24 protein-coding genes are annotated in these 21,099 nt (G+C 36.7%); 6 read left to right on the top strand and 18 right to left on the bottom strand.

What is annotated here, in order from left to right; translation table 11 throughout:
- The first annotated feature begins 157 nt into the window (after nt 1-157).
- Nucleotides 158-1,909 carry a B12-binding domain-containing radical SAM protein gene (locus BTR25_RS00540; protein ID WP_075685069.1) on the top strand — a complete coding sequence of 584 codons (1,752 nt, stop codon included), beginning with the start codon at nt 158-160 and terminating at the stop codon, nt 1,907-1,909.
- Nucleotides 1,910-1,925: 16 nt separating this feature from the next.
- Here the strand turns inward: BTR25_RS00540 and BTR25_RS28375 are convergent, their stop codons facing one another.
- Nucleotides 1,926-2,057 (bottom strand): hypothetical protein, encoded by a 132-nt coding sequence (locus BTR25_RS28375; RefSeq protein ID WP_303046806.1) that lies wholly within the window; start codon nt 2,055-2,057, stop codon nt 1,926-1,928.
- On the bottom strand, nt 2,057-2,218 hold the full coding sequence (locus tag BTR25_RS27385; protein WP_175596675.1) for a hypothetical protein: 162 nt from the start codon (nt 2,216-2,218) through the stop codon (nt 2,057-2,059). The genes BTR25_RS28375 and BTR25_RS27385 overlap by 1 nt, the downstream gene beginning before the upstream one ends.
- Before the next feature lie 135 nt (nt 2,219-2,353).
- Here BTR25_RS27385 and BTR25_RS00535 point away from each other — a divergent pair, with 135 nt between their 5' ends.
- Both BTR25_RS00535 and BTR25_RS00530 read left to right on the top strand, forming a co-directional pair.
- Nucleotides 2,354-2,707: a DUF3905 domain-containing protein gene (locus tag BTR25_RS00535; RefSeq protein ID WP_075685067.1), complete on the top strand. Its 354-nt coding sequence runs from the start codon at nt 2,354-2,356 to the stop codon at nt 2,705-2,707.
- Between the two features lie 122 nt (nt 2,708-2,829).
- On the top strand, nt 2,830-3,033 hold the full coding sequence (locus tag BTR25_RS00530) for an alpha/beta-type small acid-soluble spore protein (protein ID WP_075685065.1): 204 nt from the start codon (nt 2,830-2,832) through the stop codon (nt 3,031-3,033).
- Nucleotides 3,034-3,073: 40 nt separating this feature from the next.
- Here the strand turns inward: BTR25_RS00530 and BTR25_RS00525 are convergent, their stop codons facing one another.
- From BTR25_RS00525 to BTR25_RS00505, 5 genes are all read right to left on the bottom strand, one after another.
- Nucleotides 3,074-4,084: an anti-sigma factor domain-containing protein gene (locus BTR25_RS00525; protein ID WP_075685063.1), complete on the bottom strand. Its 1,011-nt coding sequence runs from the start codon at nt 4,082-4,084 to the stop codon at nt 3,074-3,076.
- Nucleotides 4,081-4,827 carry an RNA polymerase sigma factor SigI gene (gene sigI, locus BTR25_RS00520; RefSeq protein WP_075685061.1) on the bottom strand — a complete coding sequence of 249 codons (747 nt, stop codon included), beginning with the start codon at nt 4,825-4,827 and terminating at the stop codon, nt 4,081-4,083. Before sigI ends, BTR25_RS00525 begins: the two co-directional genes overlap by 4 nt.
- Nucleotides 4,828-5,053: 226 nt before the next feature.
- Nucleotides 5,054-5,542 carry a hypothetical protein gene (locus BTR25_RS00515; protein WP_075685059.1) on the bottom strand — a complete coding sequence of 163 codons (489 nt, stop codon included), beginning with the start codon at nt 5,540-5,542 and terminating at the stop codon, nt 5,054-5,056.
- Nucleotides 5,543-5,646: 104 nt separating this feature from the next.
- Complete coding sequence (locus BTR25_RS00510; protein ID WP_139311148.1) at nt 5,647-5,994, bottom strand: hypothetical protein; 348 nt, start codon at nt 5,992-5,994, stop codon at nt 5,647-5,649.
- 115 nt (nt 5,995-6,109) lie between these two features.
- The gene (locus BTR25_RS00505; protein WP_075685703.1) at nt 6,110-7,690 is read right to left on the bottom strand and encodes a peptide chain release factor 3; all 1,581 of its coding nucleotides are present in this window, start codon (nt 7,688-7,690) and stop codon (nt 6,110-6,112) included.
- 181 nt (nt 7,691-7,871) lie between these two features.
- On the opposite strand from BTR25_RS00505, the gene BTR25_RS00500 reads away from it, so the two are divergent.
- Together BTR25_RS00500 and BTR25_RS00495 are read left to right on the top strand one after the other, a co-directional pair.
- Entirely contained in the window at nt 7,872-9,578 is a 1,707-nt protein-coding gene (locus tag BTR25_RS00500; protein ID WP_075685055.1) for an AAA family ATPase, read from the top strand.
- A 96-nt stretch (nt 9,579-9,674) separates the two neighbouring features.
- Nucleotides 9,675-10,124, top strand: a complete 450-nt coding sequence (locus BTR25_RS00495) for a YkvA family protein (protein ID WP_083652212.1) — start codon at nt 9,675-9,677, stop codon at nt 10,122-10,124.
- Between the two features lie 24 nt (nt 10,125-10,148).
- Here BTR25_RS00495 and BTR25_RS00490 read toward each other — a convergent pair whose 3' ends face one another.
- The 7 genes from BTR25_RS00490 to phaQ all read right to left on the bottom strand — a co-directional run bounded on the left by BTR25_RS00490 (nt 10,149) and on the right by phaQ (nt 14,711).
- Entirely contained in the window at nt 10,149-10,295 is a 147-nt protein-coding gene (locus BTR25_RS00490; protein ID WP_075685053.1) for a YjcZ family sporulation protein, read from the bottom strand.
- A 21-nt stretch (nt 10,296-10,316) separates the two neighbouring features.
- Entirely contained in the window at nt 10,317-10,418 is a 102-nt protein-coding gene (locus tag BTR25_RS00485) for a YjcZ family sporulation protein (RefSeq protein WP_075685051.1), read from the bottom strand.
- A gap of 131 nt (nt 10,419-10,549) precedes the next feature.
- Nucleotides 10,550-10,966 (bottom strand): CotY/CotZ family spore coat protein, encoded by a 417-nt coding sequence (locus BTR25_RS00480; protein ID WP_075685049.1) that lies wholly within the window; start codon nt 10,964-10,966, stop codon nt 10,550-10,552.
- Nucleotides 10,967-11,190: 224 nt separating this feature from the next.
- Nucleotides 11,191-12,024 (bottom strand): undecaprenyl-diphosphate phosphatase, encoded by an 834-nt coding sequence (locus tag BTR25_RS00475; protein ID WP_075685047.1) that lies wholly within the window; start codon nt 12,022-12,024, stop codon nt 11,191-11,193.
- Nucleotides 12,025-12,176: 152 nt separating this feature from the next.
- Nucleotides 12,177-13,358 carry a coiled-coil domain-containing protein gene (locus BTR25_RS00470; RefSeq protein WP_254842605.1) on the bottom strand — a complete coding sequence of 394 codons (1,182 nt, stop codon included), beginning with the start codon at nt 13,356-13,358 and terminating at the stop codon, nt 12,177-12,179.
- Between the two features lie 326 nt (nt 13,359-13,684).
- Nucleotides 13,685-14,293 (bottom strand): hypothetical protein, encoded by a 609-nt coding sequence (locus BTR25_RS00465; RefSeq protein ID WP_075685045.1) that lies wholly within the window; start codon nt 14,291-14,293, stop codon nt 13,685-13,687.
- Nucleotides 14,274-14,711, bottom strand: a complete 438-nt coding sequence (gene phaQ / locus BTR25_RS00460; protein WP_075685043.1) for a poly-beta-hydroxybutyrate-responsive repressor — start codon at nt 14,709-14,711, stop codon at nt 14,274-14,276. The genes BTR25_RS00465 and phaQ overlap by 20 nt, the downstream gene beginning before the upstream one ends.
- Nucleotides 14,712-14,858: 147 nt before the next feature.
- Between phaQ and BTR25_RS00455 the strand changes: the two genes are divergently transcribed.
- The gene (locus BTR25_RS00455) at nt 14,859-15,641 is read left to right on the top strand and encodes an alpha/beta fold hydrolase (RefSeq protein ID WP_075685041.1); all 783 of its coding nucleotides are present in this window, start codon (nt 14,859-14,861) and stop codon (nt 15,639-15,641) included.
- 50 nt (nt 15,642-15,691) lie between these two features.
- Here the strand turns inward: BTR25_RS00455 and BTR25_RS00450 are convergent, their stop codons facing one another.
- Genes BTR25_RS00450 through adhE form a run of 4 tightly spaced genes read right to left on the bottom strand, consistent with a single transcriptional unit; the run spans nt 15,692 to nt 20,848 of the window.
- The gene (locus BTR25_RS00450; RefSeq protein WP_083652210.1) at nt 15,692-16,771 is read right to left on the bottom strand and encodes an alpha/beta fold hydrolase; all 1,080 of its coding nucleotides are present in this window, start codon (nt 16,769-16,771) and stop codon (nt 15,692-15,694) included.
- A gap of 19 nt (nt 16,772-16,790) precedes the next feature.
- Entirely contained in the window at nt 16,791-17,492 is a 702-nt protein-coding gene (locus BTR25_RS00445) for a hypothetical protein (RefSeq protein WP_139311147.1), read from the bottom strand.
- A gap of 17 nt (nt 17,493-17,509) precedes the next feature.
- Entirely contained in the window at nt 17,510-18,172 is a 663-nt protein-coding gene (locus tag BTR25_RS00440; RefSeq protein ID WP_075685037.1) for a hypothetical protein, read from the bottom strand.
- A 51-nt stretch (nt 18,173-18,223) separates the two neighbouring features.
- On the bottom strand, nt 18,224-20,848 hold the full coding sequence (adhE, locus tag BTR25_RS00435) for a bifunctional acetaldehyde-CoA/alcohol dehydrogenase (RefSeq protein ID WP_075685035.1): 2,625 nt from the start codon (nt 20,846-20,848) through the stop codon (nt 18,224-18,226).
- Between the last annotated feature and the right edge of the window lie 251 nt (nt 20,849-21,099).

Raw genomic sequence — 21,099 nt, 5'->3', positions numbered from 1 at the left:
AGAGCCTTTAGTTTCCACTTTTTGATATAATACAGATTACATCCTGTAATATAACAGGATTACAGGTTTATATTTACTGGTTCCATTAATGCTATCGAATTAATGGAAATTGGGATATAATATAATATTGTTTTTATTTTTTCAAAGGAGATTTCTTATGAAAGTAATTTGTAGTACTTTAAATGCGAAATATATCCATACCAATCTTGCTATCCGCTATTTAAGGGCATATGCGGCTCCAGAATTTAATGTCCAATTGAGGGAATACACGATTAAGGACCCGATCATGAATATTGTGACTGACTTGTATCAGCAAAAACCGACTGTTATTGGCTTTAGCTGCTATATTTGGAATATTGAAGAGACCATAAAAGTTGTTAATATGATAAAAAAGATTGATCCTTCTATCTTAATTGTTTTAGGGGGACCCGAAGTAACCTATGATACCACCGAGTGGATGGAAAAGGTTCAAAATGTCGATATCATTGTTATCGGCGAAGGTGAACAAACCTTCAAGCAGCTGCTGTCTGTAATTGAAGAAGGGGAGACAAGCTTTCAAAGTGTTCCTGGCATTGCTTATCGAGACAATGGACAGATAAAGGTTACAGCCCAAATGAACAAGCTTGATCTAAAAGAATTGGCTTCTCCATATCGATTTACAGAGGATCTGAGTGGATTAGGCAAGCGGGTTACTTATATCGAAACTAGCCGTGGCTGCCCCTTTAGCTGTCAATTCTGCCTCTCATCCATTGAAGTGGGTGTCCGCTATTTTGACCGTGAAAAAATAAAAGACGATATTCGTTATTTAATGGCTAACGGTGCTAAAACCATTAAATTTGTTGATCGGACTTTCAACATAAGCAGAAGCTATGCAATGGAAATGTTTCAATTTTTAATCGATGAACATCTTCCAGGGACTGTCTTTCAATTTGAAATAACTGCGGACATTATGAGGCCAGAGGTTATTGAATTCTTGAATAATGAGGCACCAAAGGGTCTGTTTCGATTTGAAATAGGAGTTCAATCAACAAATGATTTTACAAACGAACTTGTAATGCGTAAACAAAACTTTGCTAAGCTAACTCGCACCGTTACGATGGTGAAGGATGGTAACAAAATCGACCAGCATCTTGATTTAATTGCAGGATTACCTGAAGAGGATTACAACTCATTTAAAAAGACATTTAATGATGTTTTTGAGCTGCGTCCTGAGGAACTTCAGTTAGGATTTTTAAAAATGCTGCGGGGGACAGGTCTACGCCTACGTGCAGCAGACCATCAGTATGTATATATGGATCATTCACCATATGAAATATTAGGAAATAACGTTCTCTCCTTTGATGATATTGTCCGGATTAAACAAGTTGAAGATGTATTGGAAAAATATTGGAATGATCATAGAATGGATCATACAGTTGAGTACCTAGTAACAAATGTATTTCCGACACCTTTTGATTTCTTTCAGGAGTTTGGTTCATACTGGGATGAGCAGGGATGGTCTAGAATCGGGCATCAGCTTGAAGATTTATACCGCAGGCTATACTCGTTCCTTGAGAAACGGGCGACTGAGCATTTGGACATAATAGCTGGATTAATGAAATATGACTATCTGAAGGAACATAAATATAAACCAAGAAAGCCTTGGTGGAATGCAAGTTATGAAAAGAAAGACCGTATGCAGGTTTACAAACTAATAGCTGAACAACCTCAAATTTTAGGAGCAGCCTACACACCCTTAAAATTAGATGAGAAAGATCTTTTCAAACACACAATGCTTGAAGAAGTTTCATTTGATCTAAATGTTTATCTAAATACTGGCGAAGTTAAGGTCCAATCCACAAATATATTAGCATATTTTAACCCTGCTAATGAAGCGACACAGATTTTCCCATTTTCCCTAAATAAATAGCCGGCTAATTAGCCGGCTATTTTTCTTTAGATGATTTTTTCTTATCGCCTTTCGCCTGAAGGACCTCATAGAGCTTTACCCCGTTTACATCCCCAAATTCTATGCTGAATTCTACACGTGGAATCTCTTTTTTCTTTTTGTCTTCCATTACTGTCTTCCTTTTCTCCCCAACTTTGAATTACGGTTTGCTCCTTTTAATTCATCTTCTCCATGTGTGAATTCAGCTGAAAATTCACTTTCCTGAACATTCTTATGGGGCGTTTTTGAATATTTTTCAACAGCATTAAATTCCGCTTTACGTTTTGCCATCGTTTATTCCTCCCATCAATATGTGTTACATATATAGTGTTAAACAAAAGCAAAGAATACATCACTTCCTTATTTTTCATAAAATAAAAAAGCTTTATTGTAAAAGAATAAGGTAAAAAGAGGAGTGAGTTTCTAATGAAGGATAAGAAAAAAGCACAGGCTACACCGAAGGTAAGTATGGATGAAACGATGCCTCATCAAATTAATGCCCCCAGCTTCGAAGGGACTGGAATTAAAATGCAGGAACCCTTTATCAATGAGCATGGTGTAGTCATCGGAGACAGCTTGTACTCCTCCCCAAATTCTCCTTTAGAAAAATGGTCTGATGAAACGGACCCTGCAATAATGGCAGGTGACGAATGGGTTCACCCTACAAATGATATCGGCTGGAATACAGCAGAGAACCGAGAACTGCTTGAAAGTAAAAGAAAGCCCCAGGCATACCCATTTATGCACCCAACAAAGGATGTAAGTAAAGGAACAGATTAATTAAAAAAATTACTATGTCATCCAAAAACGAAAAAGATTACCACTTATGAAATTCATCTTATTTATAAACAATAATGATACAGAGAGTAAATCTCTGTAACGATTACAAGGAGTTGAAAATGATGGCAAACAGCAGTAATAAGTTATTGGTTCCTGGTATCGAGCAATATCTGGACCAGGTAAAATATGAAATTGCCCAGGAATTCGGTGTTACACTTGGCTCAGATACAGTTTCTCGTGCTAATGGCTCAGTGGGCGGAGAAATTACTAAACGACTAGTAAAGCAAGCTCAAGCACAAATGTCAGGCCAGTCTTCTGAACAATAACTTCATAACATGGAAAAAGTCCGATCTTTATGATCGGACTTTATTTATTTTTATTTTGTTGCTGAGATTGTTTATTAGTTGAATTGTTTTTTTCATTTGATTGTTTGTTTTTCTGTCCATTATTTTGCCTTAATGTTCCAGAAATATTTTCATCTGTCTTTTTCTGTTGTCCAGGGGCAAGCTTACTCTCTTCTCTGCTGTTTTGCTGGCTATTCTTTTCTACATTATTAGAGTTTTTATTATTAGGCTGACTATCCTCTGTTTCCTTCTTTAATTGACCTGGTGCTGACTCTTTACCTGGTAATGAAACAGAAGGGGTTGTCACTTTATTTGAAGGATTCTCGATTTCTAATTGCTTGGGTAATTCATTTGTTTCCCCATCTTGTAAAGACTTGTTCTTATCTTTATAGTACTGACCAATAGGTATGCCTAAGTCTCGTGCCGCCTGAACATCCTCTTCTGTTGCTATATACGTTTTGACTTCAACAGATTCAGTATTAGCCTTGATTTCTTCTATATTTGCCTGTAGTTTTGCCCCGAGTTTACTATTAAGGTCTTCAGTCTCAACAGTAGATATTACAATTGGTCCGTTGTTTGCTAAGCCCTTTTCTTTAAGCTTACTAACAATTAGAAGAGCCAAATCTGAGACATCGGTTTTTTCCCAGTCAGAAAGTTGAGAGATGAACTTATTTGTATCTTGATTAAAACCGTTGATTTCAACAACCTGCATTCGCTTGTTTAACCCAAGTTCAATACTGGAATTCGCATCTATTGACATGTAGGCATAGGCTTTATTGCTTTGATAAATTGGTATGATGGCACTCATACAAATAAAAAGAGCAATCATCGACACCCAAACTGACCTTTTAAATATAACACTTCTTAGTGAATAGGGAACTTTCCCACCCTGATGAGCATTAATAGGAAAAAAGTCAATCTCTTCACCGATTTGGTAGCTGTTACCATGCTTATGTGCACGTAAGAACTCTCCTTCAGAGGTTAATAACGTTAAATAAGAATTATTCATATCCATTATAATTCCCTTTTTCATATTTCGAGCACCCCCTTAAGATATTCTTTCATATACACATAATCACTAGATAGGATTAAGGCAATAGCAATAATATATTTCCTATTCCGTTCAATTGTTTTTCTACTTATATCTACCATTTTTTCTAACTCTTTTATTGGCAAACGTTTTTTTTCAAGCAATTTATTTTTTAATTCTGTATCTTCCACTAGTTTTCTAGCTACTAATATGGCATTTTCCCTCGCATCCGCATGCTTGGGAGAATTTTTTACAAGGTCACTAAAACTTAAGTCGAAGGAAGTTAATAATAGTTGAAAATGGATAATTTCTTCTCGTCGAAGTTCTTCATCGGATTTCTTCTTGAATTCCTCTAATGAAAGATCATTAATAATACCTATACCGACTGTATTTTCTTGAAGGGAGGAAAAGGTTAAATCCATGCTAATATGATTGTTTTTTGATTGCTTCCTTATATAATCAATAACTCTTCTTTTGATTAATACTTCTGAAAAGCTTAGCAGTGATTTCCCCTTTTCAGGAGAGTATTTTTCAATCGCTTCATTAAACGCTATAAGGCCGATGCTAAATTCATCATCTGTTTCGTAAATATATCTTTTACATACTGATGAAACAGTTTTCGCAATAAAGGGTTTATAGGCATCAATAGTTTCATTTAGTAGTGACCTGTTTCCCTGCTGTATTAGAATCACTGACTCTTCTAGAGTTCGTTTTTTACTTTTAGTCATAAACAATAAACCTAGCATTGCTTCACCTCTCTATTGACCCAATTATAACATACGAATGTTACCTTGGACTTTTTGGGGGTAATAGCATGCTAAAGAAAAAGCACCATTAATGGATATCACTTCCTGTGGAAGTATGAGAGGTCTATTCCAACTTTTTCATTAAAGAATTTCGTAATAACCAATACCCTTTTTGGGGGCATATTGAACTTTTTTTAAAAAGCAAAAAGGCTTCAAATTAATTGAATTAATTTGAAGCTTTCTTCCGTTTACTATCTTTCATTAAGGTCTTAATGAACAACTGGATAATAAAACCTGCGAGTAAACCGGGTATTAGGAAAATCATAGGCAAAAAAACTGGCCCAGGGTGAATATGCAAAATATTTACCTTAGGTGAAACCATTAAACCAACAGTTACAAAATATGCACCAAAAACAAACGGTAAATAGGAATGTTTCTCCTCTGCTGGCATTGCTGATCTGTAAGCATCCCACATGGCAAACATATAGACACAGGGATAAAACATAAGCCATTGGTAATCAATCACTCTTTCCGCCTTTTCAATCTCCCCTAAGAAACTGTACATAATTGCTGAATTAAATCGACTGTTAACATTAATAATAAACTCTAAAATTACAAACAAAAGCCCTTTAATATACTGGTGTATTAACAGCTGACTAAACCCAGGAAAAGCAACACTCCATAAAACTGCTTCTAATTTACCTAATTTTTTCATCTTTCAATCCCGCTTCTAGTGGCTTTTTTTATACTGATGAGGGTTACTCAACTTATTTTTACCAGTATTTTGCCAAAAAAACTAACAAGATTTAATTTTTTTCATTATAATATTCTAATTTGATAATTTGGATTATCCTTCTGTTTTAAATAAAATGCGGTCATCGGCCGAATTCCTTCCTTAAAATCTGGACAGCGAATTCCTGAGCCCTTTAAATCATTGGCTGCTAGTGTATTATCAAACTTACCCATCCAAGTAAAATAATCCAATGCCTCTTTTTCAACCCCGAGATACCTTCGTATAGGTTTAATTGATAAAAACCATTTCCCAAGTGTTAGAGATACTAGGACATAGATAACACCCTTTAATTGATTCCTTTTTAAAACCTCACGAATGAGTTGATTACAAATAAATCCAGGAAACCCTGTAAAAAAATAACCCTTTTCCATCATTTCCCTCCTCCAACAAGAATCGTACTAATTGTAAGGGGTTTCATAAAATTTCATCAAGCTATAATCTGAATTTTCTGTAAAACAAAAGAGATGGCGAAATATTCGCCATCTCTTTTTACTCATGCTGGTCCATCGGGTTATATAACTTGACTTGTGGGTTTTTCTCCTGGAACCACCGAAGGGCAAAGTCGTTTTCAAACAAAAAGACATAATGGTCAAAACGGTCTTTTACAAGCAGACTTCTAGAGCTTGATAAATTCTCGTCCACGCTATCGCCTTCAATCCATCGTCCAATCTTTGAACCCATACGTTCCATTAATACTTCAGCATTATATTCATTCTTCATTCTATGCTCGAATACCTCAAACTGTAATTGTCCAACTGCTCCTAACAAATATTCATCTGTTTTTACAGTTTTATAAAGTTGGATAGCACCTTCTTGAACAAGCTGCTGAATCCCTTTATAAAAGGATTTTTGCTTCATAACATTCTTAGCAGATACCCTTACAAAAAGTTCTGGAGTAAATTGCGGCAATTTCTCAAACTGGAATTGATCCTTACCAGTTGTAATGGTATCACCAATTTGGTAAGTACCTGTATCATATAAACCAATGATATCCCCACTGACTGCCTCGTCGACTGTGCTGCGCTCTTCTGCCATGAAAGAGGTAGATTGCGCCAATTTCAATTGTTTGCCAAGCCTAGGGATGTTGACGGTCATCCCTCGTTCAAATTTCCCTGAACAAATACGTATAAAAGCAATACGGTCACGGTGGGCAGGATTCATATTTGCCTGAATTTTAAAAACAAATCCTGAGAAACTTTCCCCAAGAGGATTAATTTCGCCATTGGAAGAATTTCTGGCCTTTGGAGGAGGTGCAAATTGTAAATAGGTTTCAAGAAAAGTTTGAACACCAAATGTGGTTAAAGCACTTCCAAAGAATACAGGAGTTATTTTACCTTCAGCTACTTTTTCTTTGGTGAATTCATTTCCAGCCTCATTAAGCAGCATAATCTCCTCTAGTGTCTGGTCATAAAGACCGGAAGCCTTTAATGGATGGTCTCCCTCAATTTCTCCTTCTTCATTCAAAGGAATGAAGCGATTTTCCTCGCTTACCCGGAATTGTTCAACACGTTTATAATAACGATCGTATATCCCAAGGAACTCTTTACCCATTCCAATCGGCCAGTTCATTGGATAAGACTCGATTCCAAGTACCTCTTCTAATTCTGCGAGCAACTCAAGCGGTGCTTTTCCTTGGCGATCAAGCTTATTGATAAAGGTGAAAATAGGAATTCCACGCATCCGGCACACTTTAAATAGCTTAAGGGTTTGTTCTTCAATCCCTTTTGCAGAATCAATGATCATGACAGCACTGTCGACAGCCATCAGCGTTCGGTACGTATCCTCACTAAAGTCTTGGTGCCCTGGTGTATCTAATATATTGACACGGAAATCATCATAATCAAATTGCATAACACTGGACGTTACAGAAATTCCACGTTGTTTCTCAATTTCCATCCAGTCACTGGTTGCAAATTTCCCTGTTTTTTTTGCTTTTACCGTTCCTGCATCACGTATTGCACCGCCGAATAATAATAATTTCTCGGTAAGCGTAGTTTTTCCGGCATCCGGGTGGGAAATAATTGCAAACGTTCGACGCGATAATACTTCTTGTTTAAAATCGTTACCCATTTTTAATTCCTCTCTTTGAAAATCATTAATTTTTGCCCATAATTTCAATCTTATCTCTCTAACGTTAACTTTGCAATTATTTTATTTAATCTGGAAAATTTCTTCCACTCATTCCCACACCCATTTTCATAATTTCCTTTTATAATAGAATAAGACCTTATAAAAAAGGAGATGACTCCCCTTGAATCGCAGTAAAAATACTATTTTAAAAATCACATTGTTTCTAACAGCATTTATTATCATTATTTCTGCAGTCATTTGGGGAATATCTACTGCACCTACCAAAACTGAGACCCCTTTTAAATCAATTGAAAAAATCATTCAAAATCAAAATGGTCAAGCTGTATACCTGACTGAACACGCTAATGGCCGTCTTCAACTTATAGCAGATGGTCAAGTTTACCTCTCCCACGTTCCCCCGAATAGTCTAATGATTGGTAAGCTTGTTGAAAAATATAATATACAGTATTCCTATTCACCTAGTAGCCGCTACGGCAAATGGATTGCAGTTGGTATTCTCCTTTCTCTTATTGCCGCAGGATTGATCTTGCAAAAAAAGAAAGGTGGATTTGGGGCCACTGGCACAATGAAGAGCGGTGTATCAAAAGCTCGGCCTCGTCCATCCATACGTCTAAAGGATGTCGGCGGACTTGGAGAAGAAATGAAAGAAGAAATCCTGCAAACACTGTCGATTCTTAAAGAACCCGAAAGAGCATTAAAGCTTGGAATTAAACCACCAAAAGGGATATTATTATACGGACCGCCTGGAACAGGAAAAACCTTATTAGCTCAAGCAATTGCCCATGAATTGAATACAGCCTTCTTCTCAGCAAGCGGTTCGGCCTTTAATGAATTATTCATTGGGGTAGGTGCAAGTCGTGTTCGTTCCTTATTCCAAACAGCAAGGAAACAAGGTCCAGCCGTTATTTTTATAGATGAAGTTGATGCACTTGCGGGAAAAAGAAAACCACATGGCGGCGAAGAGGCAGAAAAAACCTTAACCGAACTTCTAGTCCAACTGGATGGAGGACAATCGAATGATGGTATTCTATTTATTGCAGCAACCAATAGAAAGGATATGTTAGACGAAGCATTTCTTCGCCCAGGTCGAATTGACTTTTCATTCCAGGTTCCTCTTCCCGATACAAAAGGAAGGCGGGAAATTATTGACCTCCATGTCAAGGGAAAGGCAATTTCAGATGAGATACACAATTCATTAGAAAATTTAGCTGAAAGCACCTCAGGCTTTTCTGGAGCAGAATTACAATCATTGTTTGAAACAGCCAGTAGACGAGCGGTCCGAAATGGACAGGATGTAATACGTAAAGATGATCTAGATTATGCACTAGACCGTACCATTCTGGGAAGTACATCACGGACTTTACAGGATCCCGAAACGAAGCGAAGAGTAGCGATACATGAAGCCGGTCACGCCATTGTTGCTTCTTTAACCAAACCGGGATCTGTTCGCAAAGCAACCATTATCCCACGTGGGGATGCGCTCGGATATGTGGCACCTATTCAAAAGGAAATTCACTTATCTACTTCCAGTGAACTCCTTGACCGCGTGTCAATGGTTTTAGCTGGCGGTGTTGCAGAAAGATTATTTCTGGGAGAACATAGTATCGGTGTAAGTGGTGATGTCCAACAGGCAAAGCAAATGATCGAGCAGATGGTGGATACAGGTATGCTTCAAACCGGATTCACGTTGACCTTCAGCAAACTAGATAAAGAAGCTAAAATGCAAGAGCTATTCGACAAAGGCCTCGAAAATGCAGTAAGGCTCATAAAAGAAAATGAAGCTCAATACTACCTTCTTGTAGATACTTTACTTAAACTAGAAACACTTGAAGGCTCTGATGTGGAAAGTATTGTTTGGGGTAAATAGAGAGATAACCTCACTCACTCATAATATGTAAAATGGCTCTTCACAAAATTGATGTAAGTATAAAATAAATCAAGCATATTGAGGTAAGCTATTCATATGAATTTCCCAAAGGAAGTGAATGTTCAGTTGGGCTCTAAACACCTAGATTTCCAAAAAGAAGAGCTTAAATATGTAAATAGTGCAAAAGAGTATCTTACCCCCTCGCATAAGACAGAGGGACTGTTAAAAAAAGCATTAAAAAAGGCAATGGTTAATAAAGTAAGTTTAGGAGAAGCCTTTGGAAAGTTGCAGTTGTTTCTTGAATTAGCCGGAGCCTATACAAAAGGAGAATACCGAAATGTCTCCACCAGTACAATTCTATCTGTATTAGGTGCCATTATTTATTTCATTTCACCATTAGACGTTGTCCCAGATTTTCTAGTTGGGATCGGCATTCTAGATGATGTAGCCGTTATAGGCTTTACCCTGAAGAAAATCTCGGGAGAGCTTGATGACTTTAAACTATGGCAAAAGAATAATTCCATGATGAAAAGCCCTCAGGATTAACCGAGGGCCTTTTTCTATCCAATATTAGAATCTAAAGCAAGCAGCACCAACAATAATCAATAGAATGAACAGAACAACGATTAAAGCAAAGCCGCCGCCATAACCAGCACCAACACCAGCTACAGGCGCTGCGTAACCACAGCCGTAGCCTAATCCTCCATATCCATACATAGATATTACCTCCTCTTTAATTTAGTAACCGTAACCCCAAGATGCACCGATAATAATTAACAAAATGAACAAAACAACTAGAAGCGCAAAACCGCCTCCATAACCAGCTGCTACACCTGACATTTACATTACCTCCTTTTTTTGATTTCCATATATCCTATTCATTATTATAAAATGTGCGATAGACATATATCCAAATTTTCCATTTTCAAAAAAAAGAATTAGCCTATTATTGTGACCCTAGCAAAAGGAAATTATCCTTTTGGGTCAATAATCGGAAGCAGACGGTCAACAAGCTTCGGTGATAAAGGCTGTAAGGTGCAAAAGCATGTTAAGTCCACAATAATGCAATTATTTGTTCTTCTGAGTGCAAATAAGTCGTCACAAAGATCAACTGGGAATCCATCAATATCAACAGGCTCAAGAAGGGACAAGCTAGCACAACAATTCCGCTCGTCCAGTGATTCTAGCCGAAAGACAGATGTTGTAAAAAAGTCACCTCGTTTGGTCCAGCCCCAAGCTTCAAACTGGCACTTGCCATTTGAAAGGATAATTGGGATCGTGTCAAAACCTAGCTCCTCGCATATAAATCGAAAGCCTTCAAACGATAACTTGTTTTGTTCTTCTAACAGTTGCCTCATATCTTCACAAATACAGTGTTTTTCGTTCATCTTCCTCATCACCCCTTTAGCTTTCTATTCACAAATAAGTAACGATGTAATTTTAATTATTTAGCACCTTCCCCCTACAAAATTACCTGTTAGAATAAAATATTCTTGATACGTAAGTTGGTGTAGGCATGTTCCTAACAGAAGGTTAGTTATTTCACCAAGTCCATCCATAGCTTAAAATAAAAAGGCAGCTTACCTTTGAATGGTAAACCGCCTTCAATATGTTAAATATAAATAAGGTAGATGATAAGGGCCAGGATGATTCGATAAATTGCAAAAGGTACTAGCTTTATTTTGTTAATTAGCCTCAAGAAGAAGCGAATTGAAATTAAAGCGAAGACAAAAGCACTAATGAATCCCACGATAAAAAATGGCAGTGCATCCATTGTCATATACTCAAGGTTTTTTATTAAAGATAAAAAGCTTGCCCCTGCCATTATTGGAACAGCCATTATAAAAGTGAAATCCGCAGCTGCCCGGTGACTCATACCGATTAAAACTCCCCCAGAAATCGTTGATCCAGAGCGAGAGAAGCCCGGCCATAAAGAAAAACATTGTATTAGTCCAACAGTTAGAGCTTGTTTATAAGTTATTTGATCTACACTTTCAATTTTTGGACTTTTAGGTCGAAACTTGTCCGCAATAATCATAAAAATTGCCCCGATGACTAAACCAATTAAAACTGTTTCTGTTGAAAATAAATATTCATCAATATAATCTTCAAATAGAACCCCAAACACACCAGCAGGAATTAGACCAACAATTACTTGAGAAAGTTTCAAGCGGCTGGTTCGTCCAGCGGACAACTTAGAGCGAACTTTGCCAAATCCTAATAAATCAATAAATCTGTCTTTAAAGGTTACAACAACAGCCAGAATGGATCCTAGTTGAATGACCACCTTAAATGTATTAGCACCATATTTACCTAAAAACTCCTCTGACTGCAGCCACATATCGTCTACAATAATCATGTGACCAGTTGACGATACAGGAGCAAATTCTGTCAGACCTTCCACTAAACCTAAAATTAAAGCCTTAATAATCAAAATAAAATCCATGCTGTTAACTTCTCCTAACCTTTCTTCTTCAACAAGAAATTGAATAACCTAATCATTTTACTCAATACGATCATTTATAGCAAATTCCTTTTTCACACCTAAACATCTAATTTTCCCCATATAAAAAGCGAGGCGATATGCCTCGCAAGTCCTTATTTAGAAATAATTCGGTTGACTCTGCCATTAAACGTTTGTTTCCAGTATCCGCTAGTCATATCTGCAACTGCAACACCTGTTGATGATTGAGAACCTATAAATTTCCCTCCGCCAATATAAATTCCAACATGACCATCTGTTTTATAGGTATTAAAGAAGACAAGATCACCAGGTTGCATCTGACTTACAGTAACGCGCGTCCCACTATTTTTAAGAGAATCTGTACTAGCTCCAACGTTTATCCCAGCTTGGGAGAAAGCCCAATGTACAAAACCAGAACAGTCAAATCTCCCATTGGCAATATCATATGACGATCTACCGCCGCCAAAAACATAAACTGAATTACCAATATATTTATAGCCTGCTAAGATAACATCATTAATTGATCCAGTTAATTTAGGAACAGAAGTTGAAACCAAACTCTGTGAATTAGTAGATTGTGCAGTGATAATTGGTGTGCCAATATTGTTACCTGTTTGAGTAAACGCTGCCAAACCTGCTTCTTTTTGCTGCTGTAATTCTAGTTTCTCAGAAGTTTTCTCTTGTTTCTTTTTTTCTAATTCTGTTTTTAACTGATCATTTTGCATTTTTTGTTCAAGAATTAGAAGCTTAATTCCTTCTAACTCAATTTTCATTTCTTCTAGTTCAGAAAGTTTTTCTTCAACCGATACTTGCTTTTTTTCGACTTCTTGAATGTCCGTTTCATGCTGTTCTACCAAACTTTGGTCTGCCTCTACGATCGAAACAACGGCCGTTGCCCGATCAATAAAATCACTAAGACTTGAAGAACCAAATAATACATCTAAGTAGCTAATTTTCCCACCCGTTTGTTGCATAGAAAGGGCACGTTTCTTTAATACTTCATGTCTTTTTGCAATTTTGTCTTTTATTGAAGATATTTCTTTATCAAGTTCATGTATTTCTAATTGAGATGATTTGATATTTTCTTCTGTTTGCTTAAAGAGATTATCGTTATCTGTTATTGCTTGATTTACTTTATTTATTTGGATGGTTAATTTATCGAGCTCACCCTTCACTTGCAAGATTTCCTCGTTAGCCCTATTAATTTTAGAATCTAGTTGTTGGTTATTTTCTTCAGCTTTTACATTTGGTAACGCTACCGTACTTCCAATACCAAGCATGATTGTTGTTAAGAGCAATGTGATTTTCTTTTTCAATCTATTCCCTGCTTTCCTTCATAGCTAAGCGATTGGAAGTCTTAGTCTACGAACCAAATAATTTAGACATTATTTTTAGAATCTAGTCATATTTCACTCTATCAATCTTAAATATTCTATTCTATAAAAAAATAATTTGGCTGATAATAGCTTATATTGTTGCAAATAGAAGTATATCATCAAATCTTGTCATTTAAGTAATAATTAGATTACAATTATGTTTCAAATTACTTATTCGCACGTAATTTAACAAATTGTTCAAGAATACAAAAAAAACAGACCATAAACTGATCTGTTTTTAAATGTATACTAGATTTCCTTAATATTTAGTTTTTCACTAACACTTTAAGGCTGTTTTTCCCACGTTCAACAATCTCACTATGAGTATTTCTAGCCATTTTAACATATTCATTTGTTACCTGCTGCCACGCATTTCTACGTTCACGGGCATAAGCAATATTTGATTCTGTACTCTTCTCGAAATTATCCTCTAGCTGGTCAATGATTCCAATGATTGATTTAACAGGAGTTAATGCAAGATTTTCTAGTTGCTTTGTGACTTCCTTCAATTGGTTTTTAAGTTCTTCACGCTCGGTAACCAATTCTGCTTCCATTTTTTCTTCTGCTTTTATTAATTCGTCTTTGCGTGTATTCAATTGCTGAAGCAACCCTGTTATAACTTCCTTGTTAGTCTTTCTTGTTTGATCATAGAGGCCGGCAAGAGATTTTCTGTATTGTTTATTGAACTTAACAATTTCCTTTAAGGCATTCATATAAGCATCCTCACGTGCTTCACGCAGTTTGCGGGCTCTTTCAAGTGACTGCTCATACTGATTCCAAAGTGTATCAATAAATAAACCTTCAGTCTTATGCTCTTCCAATACAGGAAGCTTTTTTTCTTCAGCCGGAACTGCTTCACTCTTCTTCTGTGCCATGATCCTTCCTCCTCGTACTATTATTTACTTTCTCTATGGAATCCTTCTTTTGGAAAGAAGGGATATAGAGCTCAAGGAAACTAGAATACATTTTGAAAAATTGATCCAGCATTGATTGATATGATTCAAGTTGATTGGCATAGCCTTTTAAGTATGTAATTCCAGCCTTCGTTATAGAGTATCGTCTTTTAGCAGGACCACTTCCATTGGTATCCCATTCTGAAGTAACTAGTTCGTCTTTTTCTAATTGTCTTAGCAATCTATAGAGATTCCCCTGATCAATCGATTTAAAACCGAATGCCTGTAATTTCTGACTTAGCTCATAACCGTGAAGAGACATTCTGCTAAGTAGTAATAAAATAAATGGCAATACAAAATTTTTTGATGGATTGACAGATTGATTGTCTTGATTTACCATTTTTATATCACCTCACCTATATGTATTTTACACCTATAGGTAATATTTTGTCAAGTTGGCAAATACATGTTACTATATGATGTAACATCACGTTTAGAATACCCATATATTGGAAAATATTTTATAAAACGAATAAGTAGGTGTACAATGAAAAAATCGAAAGTAAGTAAATTTGGGACTCCTTATTTACATTTTGGCAATGGAGAACCATTAGTTCTTATTCATGGGTTAGGTGAAGTAAAGGAGGGGTGGCATAGTCAATTTGAATTTGCAGACCAATATGAGTTAATCATTCCGGATCTTAGAGGGCATGGTGAGTGTACCAAAACCGAGGGGATTTCAATCCAACATTTCGCTGAGGATATTATTAGCCTATTAAAGGAGTTACAAATTGAAAGCGCTCACATTCTTGGCTTATCTATGGGCGGCGCTGTTGCACAAGAAATTTACCGTCAATCACCAGACCTCTGCCGATCACTCATTCTAGTTAGCACGTTCCACTATATCCCAAAGAATTTAGGAAAAGTAGCGTTTAAACATATGGCTTCAAAATTTAAAAAACTTTCCAACGAAGGAAGATTTGAAGAAAGGGCAGGTAAAATGGCTCTATACAGCTGGAAAGATGAGTTAGTCGAGCAATTCCATCTATATTTTCAGCCTAAAGGGGAAATTTTTAAACAATCATTGAAATCTTGTTTAGAGGTTAATAATGTGTCTTTACTTCCAAAGATAAAAATACCTACGTTAATCATCAGCTGTCAATATGACTCTGTGCTGCCTTTTTGGCTGCAATTGTGTATGCATAAGAGTATTCCAAATTCAGAGTTTATCATCATGAGGAACACGGGCCACTTAGCAAAACTAGAAGCAACTGACCGGTTTAATCTTCTGCTAAGAAAGTTCTTAAACCGGTATATGGCTGCTGCTTAAAAAATATATCGGGAAGGATGGGGGTCCTTCCTGATTATTTACAGTTCATATTAGCTATAAGCTAATTCTAAGGCATCAGACCTTGAAGAAATCCACTTATCAACAAAAACAGCAAATTGGCCTGTTAAGGCGAGTGAAACATGTCCTGCATCAAATACTTCATACGTCTTGTCTTCACTTGAAACCAAATCTAAAACAGGTAGGGTTTGCTGCTCTAAAACAAGTGCATCCCTTGATGTAGAAAATACAAATAGTGAACATTTTATATTCTTCAAGTCTACTTTTTTGCCGCCAATCATCAATTCACCGTATAAAAGTTTATTATCTTTATATAAATTATTAAACATTTGCTTAAATGCAGCTCCTGAAAATGATGCCGTATCTTTTGTCCATTTGTCCATACGGCGCCATTTCGTAACATATTCATAATCATGTGCACGTGTGACCAAATTTATCATGGGACTGCCGTAGATTGGTGACAGCATCCTGAACATCAAGTATAAAAACTCTGAAGGCAGCGTTCCATACGCATCTGCAAAGCGATCAAAAGAGAGCTCACCATTTTGCAGACTGTCCAGCCACTTTTGCGGGACAATTCCGATACTAAAATCAATGGGAACTGCAGCAATCACTAAGTTTTTAATTGGCAAATCCGTAATAGATGTAAAGATAGCAGCCAGCGTACCGCCTAGGCAATATCCGACCATTGATATTTCATTTGCTCTAGAATGTCTTAGTGCACGTTTTACAGCGCTTTCTAGATAATCAAGAATATAGTGATCTAGTGTTATTTCAGCATCCTCTAAGCCTGGGGAACCCCAATCAAGTAGATACACATCATAGCCACGCTCCGTCAATCCGCCTACTACACTGCTCCCTTTGCCTACATCCAAAATATATGATTTATTTAGCAGTGAATAAACTAGAAAGATAGGAGTTTTGTATTTTTTTTCATCAGCAGGGTGATACCATAGAGTGGTCTTATTTTTTTTCCAGACACATTCTCTTGGTGTGGATTCAATTTCTGGTTTTGGTTCCGTATACACTTTATACACTTGATTCCACCTATATATTTCCCTTCCAATATCTAAACTAGGTATTATGCCTTTTCCCATTATTTGTGCACACATTATTAACGCCCCCTCTCATTCAATATTTTGCAGCAACTAATTCCTTATCCTTCTCTTTCCCCTTACCCTTTGTTGCTTCTTTATTCATTAGTCCTTTTAAGGCTGTAATTTCATTCTTTATGTCTGATAATTGGACCATTCCCATTTTTACTTCCTGTAAATCGTGTTGAATTAACTTTGTTTCGGAATAATTATTCATATCCTTAATTTCCACAAGCTCTTTCTGAACCTCCTGAATGTTCACCTGAAGAATCTTAACATCAACTAGACCTCTCCTCAATTCTTGAAGCTCTTCCCTAACTTTTTTGATTTCAGAAGCTTCTTGAGCGGTTTGCTGAAAGTCTAACCTTAATTGTTTTACTAGGTTTACCATTTCCTGAAATAATCCAAGGTTATCTTTTTTGATTGTGCCTAAACTATCTTGCAGATTCCAGATTTGTTCTTCTAGAATATCAATTTTCGCTTCTGCTTGAATGGACAGTTTTGCCACATTGGCAACATCCTTTTTAGTAGGAATATTCATCAACCCTGCCATCAGCTCTTGATTTTTTCTAAGAAGGTCCATATAACGGGAATGACTATCTAATCCAGTCTTAGCCAGTCGTACAAACTCTTTATTATCTGTCATCATATATAACATACCGTTTAGTTGTTTTTCCCACATATTACTAATTTGTTTGAAAGCTTCAAATGGTTCGTACCCTTTTTCACTGGACATCATTTATCACCCTTATTTTATTATTTAGTAAGCTCTTCCGTTTTTTCCATATACTTATTAAATGGAAGGATCAAGGATTTGAGTTGATTGGTAAATAAATCAACAAAACCTTTCTGGCTCTCATAGATAAGACCTGCAGCTTGTTTGATAGTCTTAATATATTGTTTCCTACTAGCTTTTCTCAATGAAATATATTTTTCTACCATTGTTAAATATTGATCCATCAGCTGATTATTTTCGATTACCTGACAAGGGGCTCTTAAAATAGACATCGCTTTATTTTGAACCTGATCGATTTGTTGATTTATTTCTTCATAGGATACTCTTGGTAAAAAGTGCTGCAATGTGGTAGTTGACATCAATATTTCTTCTCTTGCGTTTCTTTCCCATTCAGCAAGCTCTTTAGTAAATTGCTCCGTCACTACACTAATATTCTCTTGGTTTCGTTTAATACGCTCTGCAAAAAAAGCTGCTTCTTTCAAAAAAGTATCATCGCGGAAATTGGCATGGTTTACCCATTCATCCAGCTCACGAAATGCCTGATTCCAAAGAATATCTAAACTTGTTTGTCCTACCGTATTTTCTTCTATTACTAGTTTTTCAGGTTCCGAACCTTGTCCTTCATTAGTAGAGTTGAGTCTCTCATCCTGTTCTACATATTCCTTTTTTTCTTTGTCAGCCATCCTATTCACTCCCTTTATTGGTTGATTGGTACAGATGAATATTCCTTGGTATTACTTTTTACTTCCTAAATCCCCTACACCTTCATATGCACTCTTATATATTTCCACTAGCTCTGAAATGAGCGGCTGCTTTGGGTTGGCAATTGTATCTTGGTCATCAAAGGCATTCTCTGCTAAGCTATTAATTTTCCTTTCAAATTCTATTTTACTAACTCCCACAGCCTCAATACTTAAAGGCATATCTAACTCCCCGGCAAGCTTGATGACAGCTTGAATCAGGCTTTCAACTCCCTGCTCTACAGTTGCAGCTGGCAGTCCTAGCATTTTGGCAATTTCCGCATATCGTTGGTCTGCGATAAACTTCTCGTATTTAGGGTAAGTCATGAATTTATTAGGTTTAGCTGCATTGTAACGTATCACATGAGGCAGCATGATTGCATTTGCCCTGCCATGAGCAATATTAAATTCTGCACCAAGTGCATGTGCTAGACTATGATTAATTCCTAAAAATGCATTTCCAAATGCCATACCTGCTATTGATGAAGCATTATGCATTTTTTCTCGGGCAAGCTCATCACTGCCATCTCGATACGCTTTTGGTAAATAATTAAATACTAATTGTATTGCTTTTAATGCCAATCCATCTGTAAAATCATTTGCAAGCACAGAGACATAGGCTTCTATTGCATGTGTCAAAACATCTATGCCCGTATCTGCAGTCACCAGTTTCGGAACGGTCATAACCAAATCTGGATCGACTATTGCAATATCTGGGGTAAGCTGAAGATCAGCCAGTGGATATTTAATATTTGCTTGATTATCAGAAATAACAGAAAAGGATGTTACTTCTGATCCAGTACCTGATGTTGTCGGAATTGCGACAAAAATAGCTTTGCCTCTTAGAGATGGAAATCTTACTACCCTCTTAATAGGATCAAAGAATTTAAGCTTTAGACTATTGAAATCTGCATCGGGATGTTCATAGAATAGCCACATCGCCTTTGCTGCATCCATAACCGATCCTCCCCCTAGCGCAATTAAACAATCAGGCTGAAACTTTCTCATTCTGTCTGCACCATTCATGACAGTATCAATATTTGGTTCAGGTTCAATATCAGATAAAATCTCATATCGGATATTGCCTGGATGTTTTTTTAGTTGATAGAGCACACGGTCGACAGATCCATTTTTAAGTTGACTTTGACTTGTTACAATCATTACTTTTGAGATATTTGGTATCGAAGCTAAAACCTGAATAGAGTTTCTCTCAAAAAATACCTGCGATGGGACCTTAAACCATTGGGTCATGTTTCTTCTTTTAGCTACCTTCTTAATATTAATTAAATTAGCTGCTCCAACATTTTGTGACACTGAGTTCCCTCCATATGTTCCACATCCAATGGTTAGAGACGGTAATGATGTGTTATATATATCACCAATCGCTCCATGTGTTGATGGGGTATTAACCATAATTCGTCCTACCTTCAAACGAAGGGCAAAGGTGTCGATTACATTTTGGTCGGCCGTATGAATAGCCGCAGAGTGCCCTAAACCGCCATATTCGAGAGTCTCTTCAGCGATAAGCAAACCTTCAGCAAAGCTATCTACCTTATAACAGGCAAGGATGGGACTGAGTTTTTCACAGGAAAGCGGGAACTTTGGTCCAACACCATTTAATTCAGCGATGAGAATTTTCGTGTTTACTGGGACATTAACACCAGCCATTTTCGCAATTACAAAGGCTGGAAGACCAACAATCAATGGGTTAAGAGAAGCACTCTTTTCATCTATAACTGTACGTTCAATCATTTGTTTTTCTTCATTATTTAGGAAATAGCAACTATTCTCGAGCAATTCGTTCTTAACTTCTTTATAAATCTCTTTATCAATAATTAAAGCTTGCTCTGAAGCACAAATCATACCATTATCGAATGTTTTAGATAATATTAGATCGTTGACGGCTCTCTTAATATCAGCGGTCTTTTCGATATAACAAGGTACATTGCCAGCCCCTACGCCAAGTGCTGGTTTACCTGAACTGTAAGCGGCTTTTACAAGGTTTGGCCCCCCTGTGGCAAGGATGAGGGAAATTTTTGGATGCTTCATCAATGTCTGAAAAGCTTCATGGGATGGAATTTCAATCCATTGAATACAGTTAACTGGTGCTCCCGCTTTTATGGCTGCTTCTTTAAGCAGGGTTGCGGCTGCCGTACAGCACTTCTGAGCATATTTAGGAAATGCAAAGATAATTGGATTTCTGGTCTTAAGTGAAATGAGTGACTTGAAAATAACAGTCGATGTTGGATTAGTAATTGGAATTACACCAGCAATAACACCCACTGGCTCAGCCATCTCTACCATTCCTTCATGCTCGTTTTCACTAATGACACCAACTGTTTTTAAATCTCTTATGTTATTGTAGATAAACTCTGTAGCGAACATATTTTTAAAAACCTTATCCTCATACACACCTCTCCTTGTTTCCTCCACAGCAAGCTTTGCCAGGTCTTTATGATGACTAAGGGCAGTGTGGGCCATCTGCTTAACGATTTCATCCACCATCTCTTGGTTATAACAACGGAATTTTGCAAGTGCGACAGCGGCATTCTTTGCTAAAACATCAATCGCTGAGGCAATGTCTTTCTTTTCCTGAATCATTCTTTCTTCTACAGCCACTTCAATTCCCTCCAAACACTTTAATTCTAAAAATGTGATGAACATGCTAGAGATCCTGATGATGTGAATCTGGCTAAAATATATCATGTTAGACAATGCGTATTTTGTCGATTTTTGCGAGAAAACGAATGAATACTCATTCACTTTTAAAATATTCACAGAAATTTCAAAATTGATATTTAAAACCTTGTAAATAGCAAAAAGCCACAAACTCATTTGTATAGAGTTTGTGGCTTTTTACTATTTTCTTT

This window comes from Bacillus sp. MRMR6, from assembly GCF_001940785.1.
Taxonomy (GTDB): Bacteria; Bacillota; Bacilli; order Bacillales; family Cytobacillaceae; genus Neobacillus.
This window is presented reverse-complemented; position numbering and strand designations above follow the sequence as displayed.

What these genes read in the sequence shown, in the direction of transcription:
- BTR25_RS00540 (WP_075685069.1), top strand. Translation starts at nt 158, where the DNA reads ATGAAAGTAATTTGTAGTACTTTAAATGCGAAATATATCCATACCAAT.
- BTR25_RS28375 (WP_303046806.1), bottom strand. Translation starts at nt 2,057, where the DNA reads ATGGAAGACAAAAAGAAAAAAGAGATTCCACGTGTAGAATTCAGCATA.
- BTR25_RS27385 (WP_175596675.1), bottom strand. Translation starts at nt 2,218, where the DNA reads ATGGCAAAACGTAAAGCGGAATTTAATGCTGTTGAAAAATATTCAAAA.
- BTR25_RS00535 (WP_075685067.1), top strand. Translation starts at nt 2,354, where the DNA reads ATGAAGGATAAGAAAAAAGCACAGGCTACACCGAAGGTAAGTATGGAT.
- BTR25_RS00530 (WP_075685065.1), top strand. Translation starts at nt 2,830, where the DNA reads ATGGCAAACAGCAGTAATAAGTTATTGGTTCCTGGTATCGAGCAATAT.
- BTR25_RS00525 (WP_075685063.1), bottom strand. Translation starts at nt 4,084, where the DNA reads ATGAAAAAGGGAATTATAATGGATATGAATAATTCTTATTTAACGTTA.
- sigI (WP_075685061.1), bottom strand. Translation starts at nt 4,827, where the DNA reads ATGCTAGGTTTATTGTTTATGACTAAAAGTAAAAAACGAACTCTAGAA.
- BTR25_RS00515 (WP_075685059.1), bottom strand. Translation starts at nt 5,542, where the DNA reads ATGAAAAAATTAGGTAAATTAGAAGCAGTTTTATGGAGTGTTGCTTTT.
- BTR25_RS00510 (WP_139311148.1), bottom strand. Translation starts at nt 5,994, where the DNA reads ATGATGGAAAAGGGTTATTTTTTTACAGGGTTTCCTGGATTTATTTGT.
- BTR25_RS00505 (WP_075685703.1), bottom strand. Translation starts at nt 7,690, where the DNA reads ATGGGTAACGATTTTAAACAAGAAGTATTATCGCGTCGAACGTTTGCA.
- BTR25_RS00495 (WP_083652212.1), top strand. Translation starts at nt 9,675, where the DNA reads ATGAATTTCCCAAAGGAAGTGAATGTTCAGTTGGGCTCTAAACACCTA.
- BTR25_RS00490 (WP_075685053.1), bottom strand. Translation starts at nt 10,295, where the DNA reads ATGTATGGATATGGAGGATTAGGCTACGGCTGTGGTTACGCAGCGCCT.
- BTR25_RS00485 (WP_075685051.1), bottom strand. Translation starts at nt 10,418, where the DNA reads ATGTCAGGTGTAGCAGCTGGTTATGGAGGCGGTTTTGCGCTTCTAGTT.
- BTR25_RS00480 (WP_075685049.1), bottom strand. Translation starts at nt 10,966, where the DNA reads ATGAACGAAAAACACTGTATTTGTGAAGATATGAGGCAACTGTTAGAA.
- BTR25_RS00475 (WP_075685047.1), bottom strand. Translation starts at nt 12,024, where the DNA reads ATGGATTTTATTTTGATTATTAAGGCTTTAATTTTAGGTTTAGTGGAA.
- BTR25_RS00465 (WP_075685045.1), bottom strand. Translation starts at nt 14,293, where the DNA reads ATGGCACAGAAGAAGAGTGAAGCAGTTCCGGCTGAAGAAAAAAAGCTT.
- phaQ (WP_075685043.1), bottom strand. Translation starts at nt 14,711, where the DNA reads ATGGTAAATCAAGACAATCAATCTGTCAATCCATCAAAAAATTTTGTA.
- BTR25_RS00455 (WP_075685041.1), top strand. Translation starts at nt 14,859, where the DNA reads ATGAAAAAATCGAAAGTAAGTAAATTTGGGACTCCTTATTTACATTTT.
- BTR25_RS00450 (WP_083652210.1), bottom strand. Translation starts at nt 16,771, where the DNA reads ATGTGTGCACAAATAATGGGAAAAGGCATAATACCTAGTTTAGATATT.
- BTR25_RS00445 (WP_139311147.1), bottom strand. Translation starts at nt 17,492, where the DNA reads ATGATGTCCAGTGAAAAAGGGTACGAACCATTTGAAGCTTTCAAACAA.
- BTR25_RS00440 (WP_075685037.1), bottom strand. Translation starts at nt 18,172, where the DNA reads ATGGCTGACAAAGAAAAAAAGGAATATGTAGAACAGGATGAGAGACTC.